General features: G+C 71.2%; 21 protein-coding genes and 1 pseudogene. 13 read left to right on the forward strand and 9 right to left on the reverse strand.

Annotated elements, in window-relative coordinates; all coding sequences use genetic code 11:
* A pseudogene (locus CCN51_RS53815) lies at positions 1-270 on the forward strand (hypothetical protein); the annotation flags it as partial.
* Positions 271-304: 34 nt separating this feature from the next.
* Here the strand turns inward: CCN51_RS53815 and CCN51_RS40430 are convergent.
* Positions 305-682 carry a hypothetical protein gene (locus CCN51_RS40430; RefSeq protein WP_014178826.1) on the reverse strand — a complete coding sequence of 126 codons (378 nt, stop codon included), beginning with the start codon at positions 680-682 and terminating at the stop codon, positions 305-307.
* An 88-nt stretch (positions 683-770) separates the two neighbouring features.
* Entirely contained in the window at positions 771-1535 is a 765-nt protein-coding gene (locus tag CCN51_RS40435) for a TetR/AcrR family transcriptional regulator (protein ID WP_014178827.1), read from the reverse strand.
* A gap of 77 nt (positions 1536-1612) precedes the next feature.
* On the opposite strand from CCN51_RS40435, the gene CCN51_RS40440 reads away from it, so the two are divergent.
* Positions 1613-3103 carry an MFS transporter gene (locus tag CCN51_RS40440; protein ID WP_014178828.1) on the forward strand — a complete coding sequence of 497 codons (1491 nt, stop codon included), beginning with the start codon at positions 1613-1615 and terminating at the stop codon, positions 3101-3103.
* Here CCN51_RS40440 and CCN51_RS40445 read toward each other — a convergent pair.
* Both CCN51_RS40445 and CCN51_RS40450 read right to left on the reverse strand, forming a co-directional pair.
* Entirely contained in the window at positions 3066-3269 is a 204-nt protein-coding gene (locus CCN51_RS40445) for a DUF397 domain-containing protein (RefSeq protein ID WP_014178829.1), read from the reverse strand. The two genes, CCN51_RS40440 and CCN51_RS40445, sit on opposite strands and share 38 nt — an antisense overlap.
* A gap of 30 nt (positions 3270-3299) precedes the next feature.
* Positions 3300-4154, reverse strand: coding sequence for a Scr1 family TA system antitoxin-like transcriptional regulator (locus CCN51_RS40450; RefSeq protein WP_043487409.1), 855 nt, complete (start codon positions 4152-4154; stop codon positions 3300-3302).
* Positions 4155-4318: 164 nt separating this feature from the next.
* On the opposite strand from CCN51_RS40450, the gene CCN51_RS40455 reads away from it, so the two are divergent.
* The gene (locus CCN51_RS40455) at positions 4319-4801 is read left to right on the forward strand and encodes an ATP-binding protein (protein WP_238545443.1); all 483 of its coding nucleotides are present in this window, start codon (positions 4319-4321) and stop codon (positions 4799-4801) included.
* A 61-nt stretch (positions 4802-4862) separates the two neighbouring features.
* Here CCN51_RS40455 and CCN51_RS40460 read toward each other — a convergent pair whose 3' ends face one another.
* Positions 4863-6050 carry a class I SAM-dependent methyltransferase gene (locus CCN51_RS40460; protein WP_014178832.1) on the reverse strand — a complete coding sequence of 396 codons (1188 nt, stop codon included), beginning with the start codon at positions 6048-6050 and terminating at the stop codon, positions 4863-4865.
* A gap of 99 nt (positions 6051-6149) precedes the next feature.
* Between CCN51_RS40460 and CCN51_RS40465 the strand changes: the two genes are divergently transcribed.
* The 3 genes from CCN51_RS40465 to groL all read left to right on the forward strand — a co-directional run bounded on the left by CCN51_RS40465 (position 6150) and on the right by groL (position 9386).
* A complete protein-coding gene (locus CCN51_RS40465) occupies positions 6150-7055 on the forward strand; it encodes a polysaccharide deacetylase family protein (RefSeq protein ID WP_014178833.1) in 906 nt (301 codons plus the stop codon).
* A 308-nt stretch (positions 7056-7363) separates the two neighbouring features.
* Positions 7364-7672 (forward strand): co-chaperone GroES, encoded by a 309-nt coding sequence (gene groES, locus CCN51_RS40470; protein WP_014178834.1) that lies wholly within the window; start codon positions 7364-7366, stop codon positions 7670-7672.
* 91 nt (positions 7673-7763) lie between these two features.
* Positions 7764-9386, forward strand: a complete 1623-nt coding sequence (groL, locus tag CCN51_RS40475; protein ID WP_014178835.1) for a chaperonin GroEL — start codon at positions 7764-7766, stop codon at positions 9384-9386.
* A 136-nt stretch (positions 9387-9522) separates the two neighbouring features.
* On the opposite strand, the gene CCN51_RS40480 is transcribed toward groL, so the two are convergent.
* Positions 9523-10317 (reverse strand): SDR family NAD(P)-dependent oxidoreductase, encoded by a 795-nt coding sequence (locus tag CCN51_RS40480; protein ID WP_043487410.1) that lies wholly within the window; start codon positions 10315-10317, stop codon positions 9523-9525.
* A gap of 48 nt (positions 10318-10365) precedes the next feature.
* Positions 10366-11088: an MOSC domain-containing protein gene (locus CCN51_RS40485; protein WP_014178837.1), complete on the reverse strand. Its 723-nt coding sequence runs from the start codon at positions 11086-11088 to the stop codon at positions 10366-10368.
* A gap of 111 nt (positions 11089-11199) precedes the next feature.
* Between CCN51_RS40485 and CCN51_RS40490 the strand changes: the two genes are divergently transcribed.
* Positions 11200-12150, forward strand: a complete 951-nt coding sequence (locus CCN51_RS40490; protein WP_014178838.1) for a LysR family transcriptional regulator — start codon at positions 11200-11202, stop codon at positions 12148-12150.
* A gap of 87 nt (positions 12151-12237) precedes the next feature.
* Here the strand turns inward: CCN51_RS40490 and CCN51_RS40495 are convergent, their stop codons facing one another.
* Positions 12238-12558 (reverse strand): WhiB family transcriptional regulator, encoded by a 321-nt coding sequence (locus tag CCN51_RS40495; RefSeq protein ID WP_014178839.1) that lies wholly within the window; start codon positions 12556-12558, stop codon positions 12238-12240.
* Between the two features lie 388 nt (positions 12559-12946).
* On the opposite strand from CCN51_RS40495, the gene CCN51_RS40500 reads away from it, so the two are divergent.
* The 4 genes from CCN51_RS40500 to CCN51_RS40515 all read left to right on the forward strand — a co-directional run bounded on the left by CCN51_RS40500 (position 12947) and on the right by CCN51_RS40515 (position 17348).
* Entirely contained in the window at positions 12947-13558 is a 612-nt protein-coding gene (locus tag CCN51_RS40500) for a response regulator transcription factor (RefSeq protein WP_003948568.1), read from the forward strand.
* 325 nt (positions 13559-13883) lie between these two features.
* Positions 13884-14495: a sigma-70 family RNA polymerase sigma factor gene (locus CCN51_RS40505; RefSeq protein ID WP_014178840.1), complete on the forward strand. Its 612-nt coding sequence runs from the start codon at positions 13884-13886 to the stop codon at positions 14493-14495.
* 164 nt (positions 14496-14659) lie between these two features.
* The gene (gene guaB / locus CCN51_RS40510) at positions 14660-16162 is read left to right on the forward strand and encodes an IMP dehydrogenase (RefSeq protein WP_014178841.1); all 1503 of its coding nucleotides are present in this window, start codon (positions 14660-14662) and stop codon (positions 16160-16162) included.
* Between the two features lie 58 nt (positions 16163-16220).
* Positions 16221-17348: a GuaB3 family IMP dehydrogenase-related protein gene (locus tag CCN51_RS40515; protein WP_014178842.1), complete on the forward strand. Its 1128-nt coding sequence runs from the start codon at positions 16221-16223 to the stop codon at positions 17346-17348.
* Between the two features lie 90 nt (positions 17349-17438).
* On the opposite strand, the gene CCN51_RS40520 is transcribed toward CCN51_RS40515, so the two are convergent.
* The gene (locus CCN51_RS40520; RefSeq protein ID WP_014178843.1) at positions 17439-18104 is read right to left on the reverse strand and encodes a hypothetical protein; all 666 of its coding nucleotides are present in this window, start codon (positions 18102-18104) and stop codon (positions 17439-17441) included.
* A 381-nt stretch (positions 18105-18485) separates the two neighbouring features.
* Here CCN51_RS40520 and CCN51_RS40525 point away from each other — a divergent pair, with 381 nt between their 5' ends.
* Positions 18486-19709: a rod shape-determining protein gene (locus tag CCN51_RS40525; protein ID WP_014178844.1), complete on the forward strand. Its 1224-nt coding sequence runs from the start codon at positions 18486-18488 to the stop codon at positions 19707-19709.
* Positions 19710-19790: 81 nt separating this feature from the next.
* Positions 19791-21371 (forward strand): DUF6049 family protein (locus CCN51_RS40530; protein WP_245881774.1); only part of this gene is annotated, 1581 nt, incomplete at its 3' end.

The raw sequence follows: 21371 nt of genomic DNA on the forward strand, positions 1-21371 counted from the left end.
TCGACGGCCGTGGCGGCCGCGGACGGCTCCGCCCGGGCCCTGGGGTTCGCTCTCGTCGCCGCGGGGACGGGAGCGCTGGGGATGGCCAAGGCGGTCGGCTACTACCGCCTGGTCAGCCGCGAACTCACCCCCGCGCCCGAAGAACTCGAGGAACTCGAGGAACTCGAAGAACCCGAAGAACTCGAAGAACTCGAAGAGTTCGAAGAGCCCGAGGTGCCCGAGGAGTTCGAAGCGGACCCGGCGGGCGGTCGGCCGGACGACATGCGCTGAGCGTCCGGCCTTGGTGGGCGCCTCTCGGGGAGGGTCAGGCCGCGGGCTCCGGATCGTCGTCGCCGTCAGCGGCTCCCAGGGGGTGCAGCCCGTGCTGCCCCTCCGGTGACTTCTGGAGCGCCTGGAACCGCTGCAGCAGGTCCAGATACCGGGGGTCGGGGTCCGCCCCCTGTGCCTTCGTCGCCTCCTCGACGGCGTTCAGCATCTGCCTGATCCGTACCGCGTCCATGCTCACATCGCGCTGCAGCTTCTTGTAGGCGGTGGCCGCGGGCCCCTTCTCGTCCTTGTCGACGGACTCGACCAGGAGGTTCAGCCGTTCGATCTTCGTCTCGACGTAGCTCTGCATCCCCTCCAGGTCTTTGATCAGGCTTGTCAGATCCTGATCCGATACGGACAGTTTTTCTTTGCCCATGCCCCCTGCCACCCTCTCATCCGCCCATTAGCGGGATGATCGTGCCATGGGCGGGGGCCTGTGCGGCCCCGTAGGAGGGATTACGTCGTCAATTGGACGCGCTCGGGCGGCCGAGCAGCCCGTCCACGAGGGCGCGCAGCTGGTCCGCGACGTCGTACGCGTCCGTGATGGCCTGCCAGCGCCCGCCCAGCGCGGCCAGCCGCGGCAGTTCGGACGCGTCCAGTTCGGAGAGCATGTCGGGGAAGTGGGGCCGCCGTTCCGGGTCCTGGGAGCGGTGGGCGAGGGCCGCCTGGAAGGTGAGCGTGCCCAGGACGTAGTGCCACAGGGTGCGGTAGGCGTGCACGGCCTGGCGTTCGGTCAGCCCGCAGGCCATGGCCGAGTCGACGATCTCCTCGACGATCCACAGCGCGTGCCGGTCGGTGAGCTCGCCGAGGCTGAGCACTTCCACCGCCCACGGCAGCTCCCGTAGCGCCTCGTACATGTGGCGGGCCGTCACGTACACCCGCTCGCGCGGCTCCTCGGGCAGTTCGGGGCGGGGGAGCGTCTTGGAGACGCCGGTCAGGACGAGGATCAGCAGCTCGTCCTTGTCGCGGACGTGGCGGTAGAGGGCCATCGGCGTGGAGCCGACCTCCTTGGCCAGCCGCCGCATCGACAGGGCCGCCGTGCCCTCCTCTTCGAGGATGCGGCGCGCGGTGCCGACGATCGTCTCCAGCTCCAGCCGGCGAGGCCGCCCGCCGCCCCGCCTGCCCTCGGCGCGCGCCTCGCCCGTGCCGCTCGCCGTATCGCCTGCCGTATCGCCTGTCGCGTCGCCTGCCGTATCGCCCGTCTCGCTCGTCACCGACTCATTGTCCACCCGAGGCATCGCCCTCCAGGTTTGTGTACGCGTATACTAACTGCCCTGGCCTTGGGGGACCGAGAGGGAGGCAGCTCATGAACGACCGTGCGGGACACGCCCGCCTGGTGCTCGCGGTGGCGCTCACCGTGCAATTCGTCGTGGCTCTGGACATGTCGGTGGTCAATGTCGCGCTGCCCGATATGCGCGAAGACCTCGGCTTCGGACCCGACGCCCTGCTGTGGGTCGTCAATGCCTACGCGCTCGCCTTCGGCGGGCTGTTGATGCTCGGCGGGCGGCTCGCCGACATCGTCGGCAGGCGGGCGACGCTGATGGGCGGGCTCGCGCTCTTCGGCGCCGCCAGCCTCGGCGGCGGCCTGGTGGGGTCGCCGGGCGGGCTGATCGCCGCCCGCGCCGTCCAGGGCGTCGGCGCGGCCGCGCTCGCGCCGGTGGCCTTCACGCTGATCACTGTGGCCTTCCCGGCGGGGCCCGCGCGGTCCCGGGCGCTGGGGCTGTGGGGCATGGCCGCGGCGGCGGGCGGCGCGGTCGGGGTGCTGGTGGGCGGGTTGCTCACCGAATGGGCGGGCTGGCGCTCCGTTCTGCTGATCAATGTGCCGATCGTGGTCCTCGCGCTGGTGGCGGCGCGGACCGCGGTGGAGCCCGACCGGCGCGGGGGCCCGCGGCCCCGGCTCGATGTCGCCGGGGCGCTGCTGGTCACCGGCGGTATGACGGCGCTGGTGCTCGCGCTCGTACGGACCCGGACCTATGCGTGGGGCTCGGCGACGACGCTGGGCACACTGGGCGCGGCGCTGGTGCTGCTGGCCGCGTTCGTGGTGGTCGAGCGGCGGGTGGAGCGGCCGCTGTTGCGGATCGGGCTGCTGGGGCGGCGGCCGGTGCTGGCCGGGAACCTCTTCGTCCTGCTGCTCTTCTCGGGCCAGTTCGGGGCGTTCTACTTCGCCTCGCTGTATATGCAGCAGATCCTCGGATACGGGCCGATCGCCACCGGGGCCGCGTTTCTGCCCTTCTGTGCCGGCAGCGTGATCGGGTCGCTCGTCGCCACCCGCGCCGTCGCCCGGCTCGGCGTGCGGACGCTGCTGGTCGGCGGCGGGCTGCTGGGGGCGGCCGGGATGGGCTGGTTCGGGCTGGCGATCGGCGTGGACGGCGGCTTCGCCGACTCGGTGCTCGGCCCGTCGCTGGTCGCGAGCGTCGGCGTCGGCCTGTGCGTCGTCCCGCTCGGGACGGCGGCCACGACGGGTGTGCCGGCACCGGAGATGGGCATGGCCTCGGGTCTGGTCAACAGCTCGCGGCAGATCGGGGGTTCGCTGGGGCTCGCGGTGCTGGTGACGGTGGCCGCGCACGCGGCGGGCGGTGACGATCCACGGTCCCTCGCCGGCGGCTACGCCACGGCCTTCGGTGTCTCGGGCGCGCTGCTGGCCGTGGCCGCGCTGAGCGCGGCGCTGCTGCTCCCGGGGCGGGTGCGGGGCGAGGAAGCCGCGACGGGCGCCTCGGCGGCGCCGGACGCGTCCGGCGTTCCGGGCGGCGACGGCAAGGTCACGGCGGCACCAGCCGGTCGAACTCGCCGGCCTTGATGCCGGCGAGGAGCGATCCGAGTTTCGCGGGGGTGGTGATCACGACTCTGTCGGGGTCATCGCCCTCGCGGAGCGCTATGTCATCGCCCATGGAGGCGACCTCGACGCAGGCGTCTCCTTCGCCCTGGCCGGAGTAGGAGGACTTCTGCCAGTTGATGGCGCACATTCCCTTTGCCTGTTGCCTTGCCTGTTGCCTTCATCTGAGGCGTCGCGCGACGGCGCGTACGAGGTCCCGTGACTCCTCGACGGGCAGGGCCACTTCCACGGTGTGGTCCAGGACCCCTCGGTACTTCCGCAGCTGGGACTCCGCGTCCAGGAACATCGAGCCGAGCGCCGAGTCGAACTGCACGGTGTCCAGCTGCGGTACGGGCCCCGAGGCATAGGTGACCGTGGAGCCGGCGACCGGGAATCCGTCCGTGACGAGCGGGATGACGCGTACGGTGACGTTCTCGCGCTCCGACGCCTCCAGCAGCCGCTCCAGCTGCGCCCGCAGCACCCGCGTCCCGCCGAACCGGGTGTGCAGGGCGGCCTCGTGGATGATGAAGCTGCACAGCGGGGGCGCGTCCCGGTCCAGGATGTCCCGGCGCTTCATCCGGTGGGAGAGCCTGCGGCGCAGCTCCGGCGGTGACCACGGGGGCACGGCCTGGCCCATCACCGCCTGGGCGTACTCCTCCGTCTGCAGCAGCCCCGGGATGTGGATGAGGCCGACTACGCGCAGGCTTGCCGCGTAGTACTCCATTTCGGCCAGGTCGAGTCCGCCGGTGGCGATCAGGCCCCGGTAGTCCTCCCACCAACCGCCCTTGCGCTCATGGGTCATGGCGGCGAGCGCGTCGATGTACGCGGTGTCCGGGCAGGCGTAGATGGCGGCGAGGGTGCGTACGCGCTCCTCGCTCACCCCGAACCGGGCCAGCTCCAGATTGGTGATGTGGGTCCGGTTGATGCCGAGCCGGTCGGCGGCCTCCTGGATGCTGAGGCCCGCGTCCTCCCGCATCCTGCGCAGCTCGGTGCCCAACCGCTGTTGCCGGGCGGTTGGGGCGCTCCTGGGTGGCATGTTCCTCCCATCCGTGTCACCCTCGCGGGCTATTTGTCGGGGAAATTCAACGAATCCGTAGCACTTGTTTGCAGCGCTGTCCTACGGTAGGTGGTGTCGCCGCTACGAAGCGTTGATCATCGTAACGGTACGCGCACCAACAGCCCCGTCGCAGGGAGTTGACGTTGACATTGGGACCCGACCACGAGCCTGACGACAGTCCTGCGGGCAGTTCGCCCTCCCCGGGCCCCGAAGAGCCGTACGTGTACACGCTGCAGAGCACCCGCCGGGCCACCTCCCCCAAGATCTGCCGGGATTTCGTCGCCTGCGTGCTGAACTCCGTGGGCCATGAAGACCTCGTCGAGACCGCGACAGCCTGCACCTCGGAGCTGGCCACCAACGCCTATCTGCACGCCGAGGGCGACTCCCTGATGCTGCGCGTGATGATCGAGCAGCTGCGGCTGCGCATCAGCGTCTACGACGCGAGCAGCGAGCTCCCCACCGGCGTCTGTCTCCCGGCGGGCGACCGGATGTACGGGCGCGGCCTGGGGGTGGTCGCGGCGCTGGCCGACGAGTGGGGGACGGCGGACGGCGACCCGGCGGGGATGTACGCCAAGGGCGTCTGGTTCGAGCTGCGGACGAGGGGCGGCAGCGGGGAGCGGGCCTGAGAGGCCGCGGCCCCGGGCCGGGGCGCGGCGTCCCAGGAGCGGCGCCCTTTGACTACAGGGCCTAAGCCTGGGCCGGGTGTCCCAGCAGCATCGTCGGGGCGCCGCTGACCCGGGTCAGGAAGACCGTGCAGGAATTCACCCCTTCGAGGCGGAGCCTCTTCCGCAGCTCCTCCGGCTCGACCGCCGAGCCCCGCTTCTTCACCGTCAGGACGCCGACCTTCCGCTCGCGCAGCAGCGCCTTGAGCTTCTTGAGGTTGAAGGGCAGCACATCCGTGATCTCGTACGCGTGGGCGTAAGGCGTCGGGCGCAGATCGTCCGCCGTGACGTAGGCGATGGTCGGGTCGATGAGGCGGCCGCCGATCCGGGCGGCGACGTCGGCGACCAGGTGCGCGCGGATCACCGCGCCGTCCGGCTCGTACAGCCAGCGGCCGACCGGGCCGGGCTCGGGGTCCGGCAGCAGCGGGGTGCCGAGGAGGGTGTGGTGGTCCGGGAGCAGCGTGGCGCGGCGCATGCCCGGGCGGGCGGTGCCGAACCACAGCAGGGCCTCCTTCACATCGCCGTGGTCCGAGATCCACTCGGCCTCGGCGTCCTCGGGGACCGCCTCGTGCGGGATGCCCGGGGCGACCTTGAGGGCCGCGTGCGGGGCCGTACGGGCGGCCTGGACGGCCCAGGACAGCGGCGGGGAGTACGCCTCGGGGTCGAAGACACGGCCGCGCCCGCCGCGCCGGGCGGGGTCCACGAAGATCGCGTCGCATCCGGAGGTGTCGGTCTCGGTGACGTCCGCGTGGCGCACCTCGATGAGCTCGGTCAGGCCCAGGACCTCGGCGTTGGCCCGGACCACCGCGCAGGTCAGCGGGTCCCGGTCGACGGCCAGGACGGGGATGCCCGCGCGGGCGAACGCGACCGCGTCGCCGCCGATGCCGCAGCACAGGTCGGCCACGCGGCGCACGCCGAGCTCGACGAAGCGGTCGGCGCGGTAGGCGGCGACGGAGGCGCGGGTGGCCTGTTCCACACCGTTCGGCGTGAAGTACATGCGGTGGGCGTCGGCGGCGCCGAATTTCGCGGCCGCGCGCTGCCGCAGCCGCGCCTGGGTGAGGGCCGCCGAGACCAGGTCCGCGGGGTGGTCACGGCGCAGCCGGGTCGCCGTGGCGAGCTCTCGTGCCGGGTCGTAGTCCTGGAGCTCGCGGAGCAGCGCCTGCCCTTCGTCGCGGAGCAGTGAGTCGAAGGCGTCAACGTCCACGTCGCCCATTCTCCCCGCTCCAGCGAGCGCGTTCGCGACACCCGGCCGAAGATCGCTTATGTGATGATGATCAAGAATGGCCTTACTGGCCTTTCAAGGTGTTTCGTATTGGTCGCGGCCGCGGCTCTGCTCGCGGGCTGCTCGGATGTCGACGGAGCCGGTGCCGGGACCGCGCGGGTGGACAAGGGCCCGGGCGCCGCCGCATCGTCTTCGCCGTCGTTCACGTCGTCGTCCGGGTCGGGGGCCCATGCCCCGGGCGCGGGCCGCGGCTCGCCCCACGCGTCGGGCTCGGGCTCCGGTCTGCCCTCGCCCGCCGCCGCGGCTCCGGACGGCTACCACCGCTGGGGGCTCGACGGGCCGCTGGAGACGGCGCCGCCGCCCTCGGCGAAACCGGCCCTCGTACCGCCCGCCGCCGGCGCGCCCGCCGGGCCGCCGATCGTCGACCATGTGCCGACCCACGAACCGGTCGTCTTCGTGACCATCGACGACGGCGCCGAAAAGGACCCGGCCTTTCTGCAGCAGGCCCACGACCTGGGGCTGCCGTTCACCGGCTTTCTGACGGACGACGTGGTGGCCGGCAACTACGGCTACTTCGAGCAGCTGCGCCGACTCGGCAACGGGATGCAGAACCACACGCTCACCCATCCGAGGCTGCCCGATCTGGAGTACGAGCATCAGGTCTACGAGATCTGCGGCCAGCAGGAGATCCTCACCCGCCAGTTCGGCACCCGGCCGTATCTCTTCCGCCCGCCGTACGGGGCGGTCGACGACGACACCGTGCGCGCGGCGGCGGCCTGCGGGGTGCGGGCGCTCGTGATGTGGTCGGCCGAGATGAAGGCCGGCGGGCTGGAGTACGCGTCCGGCGACCGGCTGCACTCCGGGGACATCATCCTGGCCCACTTCCGCGGCCCCGCCCAGCAGGAGGGGCGGACGATGACCGATGTGATGACCTCGCTGCTGCGGGAGATCCAGTCGCAGGGCTTCGCCGTGGCGCGGCTGGAGGACTACCTCTGAGGAGCGCCCGAGGAGCGCCTGAGGGGCGTCTGAGGGGCACCTGAGAGGCGTCTGAGGGGCACCTGAGGGGCGCCGTCGGGGACGGCGGCCGGTGTGGTTCGCCGGGCTGCCGGGGCGCCGCGTCACCCCGCTGCTTTGGCACTCTGGTTGACTGAGTGCTAACCGCGTCATAATGTCGTGGCTGGCACTCGGCATCGATGAGTGCCAAACACAGCGACGGGCAGGTCCGGCACCCGCGACGACGGATCCACCTGGTCGCCACCTCAGACAGTTAACCCCGTGAGATCTCCGAAGGGGGAGGTCGGATCGTGACGACCGCCAGCTCCAAGGTTGCCATCAAGCCGCTCGAGGACCGCATTGTGGTCCAGCCGCTCGACGCCGAGCAGACCACGGCCTCTGGCCTGGTTATCCCGGACACTGCCAAGGAGAAGCCCCAGGAGGGCGTCGTCCTGGCCGTGGGCCCGGGCCGCTTCGAGGACGGCAACCGTCTCCCGCTCGACGTCTCCGTCGGCGACGTCGTGCTCTACAGCAAGTACGGCGGTACCGAGGTGAAGTACAACGGCGAGGAGTACCTCGTCCTCTCGGCTCGCGACGTCCTCGCGATCATCGAGAAGTAAGTCACCGAAGTTTTGCCTGTGAGCCGCGCCCCGGTGCCCCTGTCCATACCGGGGCCGGGGCGCGGTTCGTTCGAGAGGACATACGCAACCCATGGCGAAGATCCTGAAGTTTGACGAGGACGCCCGTCGCGCCCTCGAGCGTGGCGTCAACAAGCTCGCCGACACCGTCAAGGTGACGATCGGCCCCAAGGGCCGCAACGTCGTCATCGACAAGAAGTTCGGCGCTCCGACCATCACCAACGACGGTGTCACCATCGCCCGTGAGGTCGAGGTCGAGGACCCGTACGAGAACCTGGGCGCCCAGCTCGTCAAGGAGGTGGCGACCAAGACCAACGACATCGCGGGTGACGGCACCACCACCGCCACCGTCCTGGCCCAGGCGCTGGTCCGCGAGGGCCTGCGGAACGTGGCCGCCGGCGCCTCCCCGGCCGCCCTGAAGAAGGGCATCGACGCGGCCGTCAAGGCGGTCTCCGACGAGCTGCTGGCCACCGCCCGCCCGATCGACTCCAAGAGCGACATCGCCGCCGTGGCCGCGCTGTCCGCCCAGGACAAGCAGGTCGGCGAGCTCATCGCCGAGGCGATGGACAAGGTCGGCAAGGACGGTGTGATCACCGTCGAGGAGTCCAACACCTTCGGCCTGGAGCTCGACTTCACCGAGGGCATGGCCTTCGACAAGGGCTACCTGTCTCCGTACATGGTCACCGACCAGGAGCGCATGGAGGCCATCCTCGAGGACCCGTACATCCTGATCCACCAGGGCAAGATCGCCTCGATCCAGGACCTGCTGCCGCTGCTGGAGAAGGTCATCCAGGGTGGCAGCAAGCCGCTGCTGATCATCGCCGAGGACGTGGAGGGCGAGGCCCTGTCCACCCTCGTCGTCAACAAGATCCGCGGCACCTTCAACGCCGTCGCCGTGAAGGCCCCCGGCTTCGGCGACCGCCGCAAGGCGATGCTCGGCGACATGGCCGCCCTCACCGGTGCCACCGTCGTCGCCGAGGAGGTCGGCCTCAAGCTCGACCAGGTCGGCCTGGACGTGCTGGGCACCGCCCGCCGCGTGACCGTCACCAAGGACGACACCACCATCGTCGACGGTGGCGGCAAGTCCGAGGACGTCACCGGCCGGATCGCCCAGATCAAGGCCGAGATCGAGGCCACGGACTCCGACTGGGACCGCGAGAAGCTGCAGGAGCGGCTGGCCAAGCTGGCCGGCGGCGTCTGCGTGATCCGGGTCGGCGCCGCCACCGAGGTGGAGCTCAAGGAGAAGAAGCACCGCCTGGAGGACGCCATCTCCGCGACCCGCGCCGCGGTCGAGGAGGGCATCGTCTCCGGTGGTGGCTCCGCGCTCGTCCACGCCGTCAAGGTGCTGGAGGACAACCTCGGCAAGGAGGGCGACGAGGCCACCGGTGTCGCGGTCGTCCGCCGCGCCGCGGTCGAGCCGCTGCGCTGGATCGCCGAGAACGCGGGCCTTGAGGGCTACGTCATCACCTCCAAGGTGGCCGAGCTCGAGAAGGGCCACGGCTACAACGCGGCCACCGACGAGTACGGCGACCTGGTGAAGGCCGGCGTCATCGACCCGGTCAAGGTCACCCGCTCCGCCCTGGAGAACGCGGCGTCCATCGCCTCCCTGCTGCTCACCACCGAGACGCTGGTGGTCGAGAAGCCGGCCGAGGAAGAGCCGGAGGCCGCGGGCCACGGCCACGGTCACTCGCACTGACGCGCCCACCGCGCACTCCACGCACGGCGCGGTCACCCCTCGCGGGTGGCCGCGCCTGATGCGTTCCGGGGCGGTTTCAGGTTTGCCGGGGCCGTTTCAGGTCTGGGGGTCAGCGTCCCTCGGGCCATCCCCCGGGCTATCCCTTGGACTGTCCCTTCGGCTGTCCCTTGGGGGGCCGTCCCACGTTCGACGAGACGACCGAGACCGCCGCCCGCGGCGCCAGCTTCGCCAGCCCCGTCATGGCCTTGTACCGCGGATCGGGGATCGACAGCGCCTTGCCCCGCGCGAAGTCCTTGAGCGCCGCCGTCACCAACCGGTCCGCGTCCAGCCACATCCAGCTCGGCACGCTGTCCGGCTTGATCCCGGCCCGTGCGTGGAACTCGGTCCGTACGAACCCCGGGCACAGCGCCATCAGCCGCACCCCCGAGCTCGCCAGGTCCCGCGCCGCGCCCTGCGTGAACTGCACGACCCAGGCCTTGCTGGCCCCGTACGTGCCGCGCGGGAAGAACGCCGCGATCGAGGCGACGTTGATCACCCCGCCGCGCCCCCGGGCCCGCATGGTCTCGGCCGCGGCCGTGGTGAGCCGCAGGACGGCCTCGCAGTGCACCTTCATCATCCGCAGCTCATCCGCCATGGACACCTCGAGATAGCGGCCCTTGTTGCCGAACCCGGCGTTGTTGACGAGTAGATCGATCGGGTGCTTGCGGTCGCCCAGGCGCGCCTCGACCGCCGCGATGCCGTCGTCCTCGGACAGATCGGCCCGCAGCACGTCCGCCTCCACCCCATGGCGGTCGTGGAGGTCGGCGGCCTGTTCGCGCAGCCGCTTCTCGTCCCGCGCCACCAGCACCAGGTTGTGGCCGTCCGCCGCGAGCCGGCTCGCGAAGGCGGCGCCGATGCCCGCCGTGGTTCCCGTAATCAACGCAGTCGTCATACGCGCACGTTAGCGGCCATGGCGGGGGTCGGAGCGCACTCGTCCGGATCAGTTCTTCGATGTGATGGAAAGAGTTCCGGTGAAAGAGTGCGCGGATTCCCGCAGTTCGGGGTGGAGCGCGTCGCCCGCGGCCAGCACCCGCGGCAACAGGGCGCGTTCGGTGGTGGCGGCGCGGAAGGCGAAGCCGACGGTCACCTCGTGGTCGGGACGGTGCACGATCTCGACCGGGTCCCCGGCGCGTATCTCGCCCGGCTCGAGGACCCGCAGATACGCCCCGGGGACGGCGGCCTGAGTGAACCGCTTCACCCAGCGCTCCACGCCCAGCCAGGACGCGAAGGTCCGGCACGGGATGCGGGCGGAGGCCACTTCGAGCAGCAGGTCGGGGCCGATCCGCCAGCGCTCGCCGATCCGGGCGCCGGTCACGTCGATGCCCTGGGTGGTGAGGTTCTCGCCGAAGACGCCGTTCGGCAGCTCGCGGCCCAGCTCGCGCGCCCAGGCGTCCAGGTCCTCGCGCGCGTAGGCGTACACCGCCTGGTCGTTCCCGCCGTGGTGGCGGGTGTCGCTGACCGTGTCGCCGACGAGTCCGCTGCCGGCCTCGCCCTTGCGGCCCGGGGCCACCACCCGCACCGGCCCGTCGGCGGGGCGCTTGTCGATACCGGTGCCGCCGGAGGGGGCGTCGGTGTACCCGACCGGCATGAGGCGGCCGACGTTCACGGTGAGCACGGTCGCGGTCGGCGGGTGCGCGGGCCCGGCCTCATGGATACGGGTCATGACAGCACGCTAAAGGACCGCGGCGGCGCGGTTCAAAGGTGTTTCGGCCCATCGCCCAAAGCATCGCCGCGATATCCGAGGTCGTATCCAAGGGTCGCTTATACTCGACCCATGATCGAGGCTCGTCATCTGAGGGTGCTGCGCGCCGTGGCCGCCACGGGCTCCTTCTCCGCGGCGGCCCGTGAGCTGGGCTGCACCCAGCCCGCCGTCAGCCAGCAGATGAAGGCCCTCGAACAGTCCACGGGCACGCCGCTGCTGATCCGTACGGGCCGGGAGATGCGGCTGACGCAGGCCGGCGATGCGCTGGTGCGGCACGCGGCGGGGATCCTGGCCGGGCTGACCGCGGCCGAGGAGGAGGTCGCCGCGATCGCCGGACTGCGGGCCGGCCGGGTGCGGCTGGCGTCCTTCCCCAGCGGCAGCTCGACGCTTGTGCCGACCGCGCTCGCCGAGATGCGCAAGGACTACCCGGGGACCCGGGTCTCGCTGGTGGAGGCCGAGCCGCCGCGCTCGGTGGAGCTGTTGCGCGCGGGCGATGTCGAGATCGCCGTGGCCTTCCGTTACCCGGAGGTCGAGCCGGCGGTGCCGGACGCGGAGGAGCTGATTGCTCCGGTCGAGGGCCCGTGGGGCAAGGACGACCTGGTCGTACGGCCGCTGCTGAGCGACCGGCTGGTGGGCGTGGTGCCCGACGGGCACCGGCTGGCGGGGGCCGGTGCGGTGGGCATCGGGGAGCTGGCCGAGGAGCCGTGGATCGCGGGCTGCCCGCGCTGCCGCAGGCATCTGGTGGATGTGTGCGAGGCGGCGGGCTTCACGCCCCGGATCGACTTCGCGACGGACGACTATCCGGCGGTGATCGGGCTGGTGGCGGCCGGGCTGGGGGTGGCGGTGCTGCCGGAGCTGGCGCTGGAGTCCGTACGGGCCAAGGGCGCCGCGATGGTGGCGGTGGAGCCGGCCGTGCGGCGGGAGGTCGTCGCGCTCACCCTGCCGGACCTCGCCCGGGTCCCGGCGGTGGCGGCCATGCTGGAGCGGCTGGAGTCGGCGGCGCGAGGCGAACCACGGCCGTGACGGTCGGCTGAACGGGGGGTCGGAGTCTGGCCTGGGCGTCCTCCCGGAGGCGTCGTTTCTTCAGAATTGCGGTGATCGCGGGCGCGATCAGGCGCCGGGAGCTCCGGCGCCAGAGGTGGCCACGGCCCGGTGGCGTGCCCGCCCCATGAGCTCCTCACGTTCGTCCTCGGTCAGTCCGCCCCACACGCCGTACGGCTCACGAACCGCCAGCGCGTGCGCCGCGCACTCCGCGCGTACGGGGCATCGCATGCACACCTCTTTGGCTGACATCTCGCGTGCGCTGCGGGCAGCGCCGCGCTCTCCCTCCGGATGGAAGAAGAGCGAGCTGTCGACCCCACGACACGCGGCCAGGAGCTGCCAGTCCCACAGGTCGGCGTTCGGACCGGGAAGACGGGAGAAATCTGCCATTGCCTTATCTCCTCGAAGCGATCTGGTGCGGACGCTGCGTCCTGGGTCGTACACCTACTGTGTAAGTAGATGTAAATATGACTCATTGCGAATCTAGCCACAGAGACCGGCAAATTGGAAGCAAGGTCGCCAAATGCCATCGAAGAGGGCGAAAGTCGGGCTGGGGCGCGGCGGCCGCGATGAAGCAGCTCTGTGTCCGTTCCCTCACGTAGAGTGTCGAAGGTGGCCGCTGGACCCCGTAACTCTTTCGGGTGACCGTCGTTGAGAGTGCGGAGGCGGTTGATGGGTAAAGCTCTCGGACGGATGTCCGAGGCTGTCAATCGCACAGGTGACGATATGTACCAGCCTGGAGGCTCAAGGTGACGCGCATCAGCTGCGGAGGGCGGTCATGACATCCGTCCTCGTCTGCGACGACTCCCCGCTTGCCCGAGAGGCGCTGCGCCGTGCGGTGGCGACCGTGCCCGGCGTCGAGCGTGTGACGACGGCGGCCAACGGCGAGGAAGTCCTCCGCCGCTGGGGGGCCGACCGTTCGGATCTGATTCTGATGGACGTGCGGATGCCCGGCCTCGGCGGTGTCGAGACCGTGCGGCGGCTGCTCTCGGCCGACCCCGGCGCCCGGATCATCATGCTCACGGTCGCCGAGGACCTGGACGGCGTCGCGCTGGCCGTGGCCGCCGGCGCCCGTGGCTATCTGCACAAGGACGCCTCGCGTGCCGAGCTGCGCGCCACCGTGACCCAGGCGCTGGCCGACCCGACCTGGCGGCTGGCCCCGCGCCGGCTGCGCTCCGCCGAGATGGGCGCGGCGCCCACGCTCACCGCCCGTGAGATCCAGGTGCTGGAGGGCATGAGCCACGGCCGGTCCAATGCGGAGATCGGCCGTGAGCTGTTTCTGTCCGAGGACACGGTCAAGACGCATGCGCGGCGGCTGTTCAAGAAACTCGGCGCCTCGGACCGGGCACACGCGGTGGCGCTCGGCTTCCGCTGGGGCCTGGTCCGTTAGACCCGGTCCGGGCCCTGGCCGGCGGAGGCTGTAGCGCCCCGACGGAGGCACTTCCCCGCGGTGGCCGGGGGAGATAAAAGCCCGAAAAAGGGGGCCGACGGTCCCCGCCCGTCGGGTGGCGGGCGGGGCGAAGGGCGGCGGCTTATGTTGGTTCGCCGGGCGATGCCGCATCCTTGAAGGTGTGGAGTTCCTCGGGGACATGTCGGTCGGGCGTGAGGGGAGAGCGCAGGACGTGACGACAGCCGGCGCACCTGCTCATAACGCTTCAGCGCACAACTACGGACGCGGTGCCACGGAAGCCGCGACGCCAAGGCACCATGGACGGATGCGCGACGACGAGACCCAGGGGTCCCCGCCGGTCGGCGGCCCCGGGACCCAAGGGGCCATCGGCGCCCTTGTCCGGCGCGCCGCAGAGGGGGACGAACGGGCCACCCACGATCTGCTCGCCCATGTGCATCCGCTCGCGCTGCGCTATTGCCGGACGCGGCTTTCGCGGCTGCCGGGCGACGCCCGCCATTTCGTGGACGACCTGGCGCAGGAGGTCTGCCTCGCGGTGCTGTGCGCGCTGCCGCGCTACCGCGACACCGGCCGGCCCTTCGAGGCGTTCGTCGTGGCCATCGCCGCGCACAAGGTCGCCGATCTGCAGCGCGCGGCCATGCGCCACCCGGGCAGCACGGCTGTGCCCTCGGACGAGATGCCGGAGCAGCCGGACGACTCGCTCGGCCCCGAGGAGCAGGCGCTGCTGAGCAGTGACGCCGAGTGGGCCAAGAAGCTGCTGGCGAACCTTCCGGAGAACCAGCGCGAGCTGGTGCTGCTGCGGGTCGCGGTCGGGCTGACCGCGGAGGAGACCGGGCAGATGCTCGGGATGTCGCCGGGCGCGGTCCGGGTGGCCCAGCACCGGGCCCTGAGCAGGCTGCGAGCGCTCGCCGAGCAGTAGACGATCAAGCGGACCCCGAGTAAGTCGAGCACCCCCACGTGCCCGAGGCCGTGTCGTTCCGTCGTTTCGGCAGGCCACGGGGTTTTCCACAGGGAGGAATGGGGCACCTGTCGCGCCCGTTAGCATGGGAGTCCGCGCTGGGGCAAGACCATTGGAAGGGTGTCATGACTGTCAACGTCGACGGAGTGCCTGAGAAATTCGCGATGCTCGGGCTGACGTACGACGATGTGCTGCTGCTGCCGGGCGCCTCCGAGGTGCTGCCGAACGCGGTCGACACCTCGTCCAGAGTCTCTCGAAACGTCCGGGTCAATGTGCCGCTGCTGTCCGCCGCCATGGACAAGGTGACCGAGTCCCGGATGGCCATCGCCATGGCCCGTCAGGGCGGCGCCGGCGTGCTGCACCGCAATCTGTCGATCGAGGACCAGGCCAATCAGGTCGATCTGGTCAAGCGGTCCGAGTCCGGCATGGTGACCGACCCGATCACGGTCCGGCCGGATGCGACGCTGGCCGAGGCGGACGCCCTGTGTGGAAAGTTCCGGATCAGTGGTGTCCCGGTGACGGACGCGGCGGGCAAGCTGCTCGGCATCGTCACCAACCGTGACATGGCCTTCGAGACGGACCGGCGCCGCCAGGTCCGCGAGGTCATGACCCCGATGCCGCTGGTCACCGGCAAGGTCGGGATCTCCGGCGAGGACGCGATGCAGCTGCTGCGCCGCCACAAGATCGAGAAGCTGCCGCTGGTCGATGACGCGGGCGTGCTCAAGGGCCTGATCACCGTCAAGGACTTCGTGAAGGCCGAGAAGTATCCGAACGCGGCCAAGGACGCCGACGGGCGGCTGATCGTCGGTGCGGCGGTCGGCGTCGGGGACGAGTCGTACGACCGGGCACAGGCGCTGGTCGAGGCCGGGGTGGACTTCCTCGTGGTCGACAGCGCGCATGGCCACAGCCGCGGCATCCTCGACATGATCGCCAAGCTGAAGTCCAACATCAGGGTCGATGTGGTGGGCGGCAATGTCGCCACCCGGGACGGCGCCCAGGCGCTGATCGACGCCGGTGTGGACGGGGTCAAGGTCGGCGTCGGGCCGGGCTCGATCTGCACCACCCGGGTGGTCGCGGGCATCGGCGTGCCGCAGGTGACGGCGATCTACGAGGCCGCGCAGGCGTGCCATGCGGCCGGGGTGCCGCTGATCGGCGACGGCGGCCTGCAGTACTCGGGCGATATCGCGAAGGCGATCGCGGCGGGCGCGGACACGGTCATGCTGGGCAGCCTGCTGGCCGGGTGCGAGGAGTCGCCGGGCGAGATGGTCTTTATCAACGGCAAGCAGTTCAAGTCCTACCGGGGCATGGGTTCGCTGGGCGCTATGCAGTCGCGCGGCCAGGCCCGCTCGTACTCCAAGGACCGCTACTTCCAGGACAATGTGCTCTCCGAGGACAAGCTGGTGCCCGAGGGTATCGAGGGCCAGGTGCCCTACCGGGGCCCGCTCGCCTCGGTGGCGCACCAGCTCGTGGGCGGTCTGCGGGCGTCGATGGGGTATGTCGGCTCGGCGAATGTGGCGGAGCTCAAGGAGAAGGGCCGCTTCGTACGGATCACGGCGGCCGGGCTCAAGGAGAGCCACCCGCATGACATCCAGGTGACCACCGAGGCACCCAACTACTCCGCTCGTTAGCGCGTACGAAGGGGCAGGGATACTGGGACGGCAGACCTGAAGAGCGAAAGGCACCCACGTGACTGAGATCGAGATCGGGCGCGGCAAGCGCGGCCGCAGGGCGTACGCGTTCGACGACATCGCCGTTGTGCCGAGTCGTCGTACCCGGGACCCGAAGGAGGTCTCAATCGCCTGGCAGATCGACGCCTACCGCTTTGAGCTGCCGTTCCTCGCCGCCCCGATGGATTCGGTGGTCTCGCCGAAGACCGCCATCCGTATCGGCGAGCTGGGCGGTCTCGGGGTGCTCAACCTCGAGGGCCTGTGGACCCGCTACGAGGACCCGGAGCCGCTGCTCGCGGAGATCGCCGAGCTGGACGAGCAGACCGCGACCCGGCGTATGCAGGAGATCTACGCCGCGCCGATCAAGGAAGAGCTGATCGGACAGCGGCTGAAGGAGGTGCGCGACTCGGGTGTGGTGACGGCCGCCGCGCTCTCCCCGCAGCGCACCGCGCAGTTCTCCAAGGCCGTCGTGGACGCCGGGGTCGACATCTTTGTGATCCGTGGGACCACGGTCTCGGCCGAGCATGTCTCCGGCGCCGCCGAGCCGCTGAACCTGAAGCAGTTCATCTATGAGCTGGACGTCCCGGTCATCGTGGGCGGCTGTGCCACCTACACCGCCGCGCTGCATCTGATGCGGACGGGCGCGGCCGGAGTGCTGGTCGGGTTCGGCGGCGGCGCCGCGCACACCACGCGCAATGTGCTGGGCATCCAGGTGCCGATGGCGACCGCCGTCGCCGATGTCGCCGCCGCCCGCCGGGACTACATGGACGAGTCCGGCGGCCGGTATGTGCATGTGATCGCCGATGGTGGCGTCGGCTGGAGCGGCGATCTGCCCAAGGCCATCGCCTGCGGTGCGGACGCGGTGATGGTGGGTTCGCCGCTGGCGCGGGCCACGGACGCGCCGGGCCGGGGGCACCACTGGGGCATGGAGGCCGTGCACGACGAGGTGCCGCGCGGCAAGCGGATGAACCTGGGCACGGTGGGCACCACGGAGGAGATCCTGCTGGGCCCCTCCCACACCCCCGACGGCTCGATGAACTTCTTCGGCGCGCTGCGCCGGGCGATGGCCACGACGGGGTACTCGGAGCTCAAGGAGTTCCAGCGGGTCGAGGTGACGGTCGCTCCCTCGCAGCACGACAAGCGCTGAGCGCGCAGCACAAACGGGTGCAGCACATACAGGTTGGGCCCCGACCGCGATGCGGTCGGGGCCCAACCCGTATGTAGCGCGCTATCGGCGTCAGCGGTTGCTGAGGCGGTAGGAGGTGGAGACCGCCGCGGCCGGGGCCAGGATCATGAAGATCCAGGTCAGGGCGTCGGCGTCGTCCTTCCACGCGTCGAACAGGCTGGGGGTGGACTGTCCGTTCACCTCGAACACAGGCGAGTTGAAGTGGCTGAAGAAGATCTCGTTCGCGGACAGCGGGTCAACGCCGATGGCGCGGAGCGAGCTCTCGTTGTTGCCGAACCAGTCGCTCATGACCATCGCGTAGCCGTACGTCTCACCGATGAACACCGCTACCAGGGCCAGAACCGCGCCGATCACCCACAGCGCGGGGTTGCGGCCGCCCAGCTTGGCGATGACGAAACCCACGAGCGCGCCGACCGCGACACCCGCGTAGGCGAACTGGGTGATCTTCGGCTCCTGGCCGTCCGTGTCGGCCAGCGCGCTCAGCAGGAAGGCGTAGAGGAACCCGCCGACCAGAGCGGCGACGACGGCGGCGAGGACGGCGAGAGCGGGGTTGCCCTGGCGGCCGGCCGGGGGCGCCGGCGGCGGGAAGCCGCCCGCGAACTGCGGCTGCTGCTGCGGGCCGCCGAACTGCGGCTGCGGCGGCTGGGCCGGGTAGCCGTAACCGCCGGGCTGCTGGGGCGGCTGCGGCTGCTGAGGCTGCTGCCAGTTCTGGCTCATGGAGATCCCCCGGGGATGAAGGTGATGTCCGCGCTCCGGGGATTTGTGCTGATGGGAGCGCGAACGAAGAGTTCGAGCCATAAAACTAACAGCCGGGTACGACAACCAGACAAGTCGTGTCTGTCGTCCGTGACACGCCTGCGACCGGACGGAGACAACCTGTCCGTCCTTATGGTGATTTGACGGCCACTATTCCGTGACGTGTTTGTTGTTGGGGTAACTCTCCACCTCTGTAAACGGTGGAGCAGGCGATGTCGTTCCGCTCCGGTGTCCCCTCCTGTCACATGATCATGAACGCAAGGTAGCAGCGATCCGGTCGCACGAGGGTGCGGTCGACATCAGTGCCGGACAAGAATCCGGCATAAGCAATAATGTCAACTTATGGCGCAGAACAAGACGTTCACGGGACGTGATGTCGGAATCGACCTCGGCACGGCGAACACCCTGGTGTACGTGCGGGGCAGGGGGATTGTGCTCAATGAGCCGTCAGTCGTCGCGGTCAGCACGACGGACGGGAGCGTGCTGGCGGTCGGCTCCGAGGCGAAGGAGACCATGGGGCGCACCCCCTCCAACATCGTCGCCGTCCGCCCGCTTCGAGACGGGGTCATCGCCGACTTCGAGATCGCCGAGCGGATGCTGCGGCACTTCATCAAGAAGGTCACGGGCAGCCGCCGGCTCTCCCGCCCCCGCGTCGTGGTGTGTGTGCCCTCCGGCATCACGGGCGTCGAGCGGCGCGCGGTCATGGAGGCCGCCTCACAGGCCGGGGCGCGCCAAGTGCATCTGATCGAGGAGCCGATGGCGGCGGCGATCGGCGCGGGGCTGCCGGTGAGCGACCCGACCGGCTGCATGGTGGTCGACGTGGGCGGCGGCACGACCGAGGTGGCCGTGGTCTCGCTGGGCGGGATCGTCACCGCCCGCTCGGTGCGCATGGCGGGCGATGCGATGGACGCCGCGATCAGCACGCATGTGAAGAAGCGGTACGCCCTGGCGATCGGGGAGCGGACGGCCGAGGAGATCAAGGTGAGCATCGGCTCCGCCACAGCGGTCGGCACCTGGTCCGCGCCCGGCAGCGGATCGTCCGTCAGGCGCCCCGAGCGGAATGTGGAGGTGGTGTCGGCCACCCGGAGCGGCGAGGGCCTTTCGCTCGACAAGCCCGGTAACGGTGACGGGCTCGACGGATCCGGCAAGGCTGCCGACCCGGAGCAGACGCAGACGCTGCTGCCCCCGGACCGCTGCACCATCCGCGGCCGGGACCTGGTCACCGGATTGCCGAAGGTCCTGGAGCTGACGGCGGATGAGGTGCGGCACGCGCTGGCCGAGCCGGTGGACAGCATCGTCGCGGCGGTGCGGTCCACGCTGGACGAGACCCCGCCGGAGCTGGCGGGCGACATCATGGACCGGGGCATCGTGCTGACCGGCGGCGGCGCGCTGCTGCGCGGCCTCGACGTCCGGCTCAGCCGCGAGCTGGACATCCCGGTGCTGGTGGCCGACGAGCCGCTGGACTGTGTGGCCCTCGGCACCGGGCGCTGCGTCGAGGACTTCGCGTCGCTGCGCACGGTGCTGGATGCCCGGCCCCGTGGGTTGGCCGCCACCACGCGGGGCTGACGCGCGGCTGGCGCGGGGCTCAGGCCGTCGGCTCGGGCGGGGCCCTTGGACGTGCGGTACGGGCCCGCCCGTGGTGGTCTGGTGACACCGCGTCCGTTCACGGGGGCGGTACGGACCGACGCCGAGGTGGCGGTAGTGGCACGCGACGGGAGATGTGCGCGAGCGATCGTCGCGGCGGTCGCCGCCCTCAGCGCGGTCCTGAGCGTCGCCCTGAGTTCGGTTCTGGTCATGCCCGTGCTGCCGCCGGTAGTACCGGCCGCGGCGGCCGTGCCCTCCGTGCCCTCCGCGCCCTCGTACGAGAGCCCCCGCGCCACCCCGTCCGGTGCCACCCGTGGCCCTGGTCCTGACCGCGTCGGCGGCCACCGGAGCTCGTACGCCGTGACCGTCCGACTGGCGTCGTCGAGCCCGGCCGTCCTGCGGCGCCCGGACGGCTGGCTCACGCTCAGCGGCACCGTGGTCAACCACTCGCGGCACCGCGTCACCGGCGCGCATGTGGGCGTGCGAACCGGGCCGGTGGCGCTCGGCACGCGCAGCGGCCTCGCCGTCGCGGCCGGGCGCACGGACCTCAACCGGGCGGACGGCGAGGAGATCTCCGGCCATATCCACCGGCTGCCCTCCCTCGACCCCGGTGCCCGTCGCGACTTCCGGCTGCGGGTCCCGGTGCCGGAGCTGGGGACGGACGGCGCGGGGGCGTACGGGCTGACGGTGGACGTGGCCCGCGAGGACGGGGCCGTCCTCGGGCTGGCCCGCACCTTCCTGCCGGTCTATCCGGAGGGCACGGCGTACCAGCCGCTGCGCACCACCGTGCTGTGGCCGATCACCGAAACCCCGCATATGGAGGCGCTGACCCTGCGCACCCCGGAGAGCGTGCGGCCGGTGTTCCGCGATGACACGCTGGCCGCGGCGTTCGCCAAGGGCGGGCGGCTGTGGCGGCTGGTCGAGACGGGCGCGCGGCTGCCGGTGACCTGGGCGGTGGACCCGGACCTGGTGGCGCAGGCGCGGGCGATGGCGGACGGCTACCGGGTGGCCCGCGCCCCCGGCGCCACCGACCCCCGGCAGACCACCGAGGGCACGGGCGGGCGGGCGGCGGCGGCCTGGCTGGCCGCGCTCAAGCGGGCGGTGCGCGGACAGGACGTCATCGCGCTGCCGTACGCGGACCCCGACCTGGCCTCGCTCGCCCGCGGCGGCCCCGGCGGCGACGCGCTGGCGGGGCTGCTGCGCCGGGCCTCCCGGGCGGGCAAGGACGTGGTGGACCAGGAGCTGGACACCGACGCCCGCGCCGATGTGGCCTGGCCGGCGGGCGGCGCGGTGGACGCCGGGATCGCCGGGTACGCCGAGCGGCTGGGCCTGGCGACGGTGCTGGCCTCCGGCAGCACCGTCGCCAGGCTGCGCCGCTCCTCCGGCGCGCTGGTCACCGGCGGGGCCACGGACGACCGCGCGGTCGCGCTCGGCGAGCGGATGACCGCCCTGACGTACGACACGACCGTCGCCTCGCTGCTGGCCCAGAGCCGGCCAGGCGCGGGCGCGGCCGGGGCGCCGCTCCGGCTGAGGGTGCGGCAGCGGCTGCTCGCGGAGAGCCTGACGGCCGTCCGGGAGCTGCCGTACGCCCCGCGCGCCCTGATGGTCGTCCCTCCGCGCCGCCCCGGCCGACATCCGGCGCGG

Origin of the sequence: Streptomyces milbemycinicus (genome assembly GCF_002154605.1) — a bacterium.
Taxonomy (GTDB): Bacteria; Actinomycetota; Actinomycetes; order Streptomycetales; family Streptomycetaceae; genus Streptomyces; species Streptomyces milbemycinicus.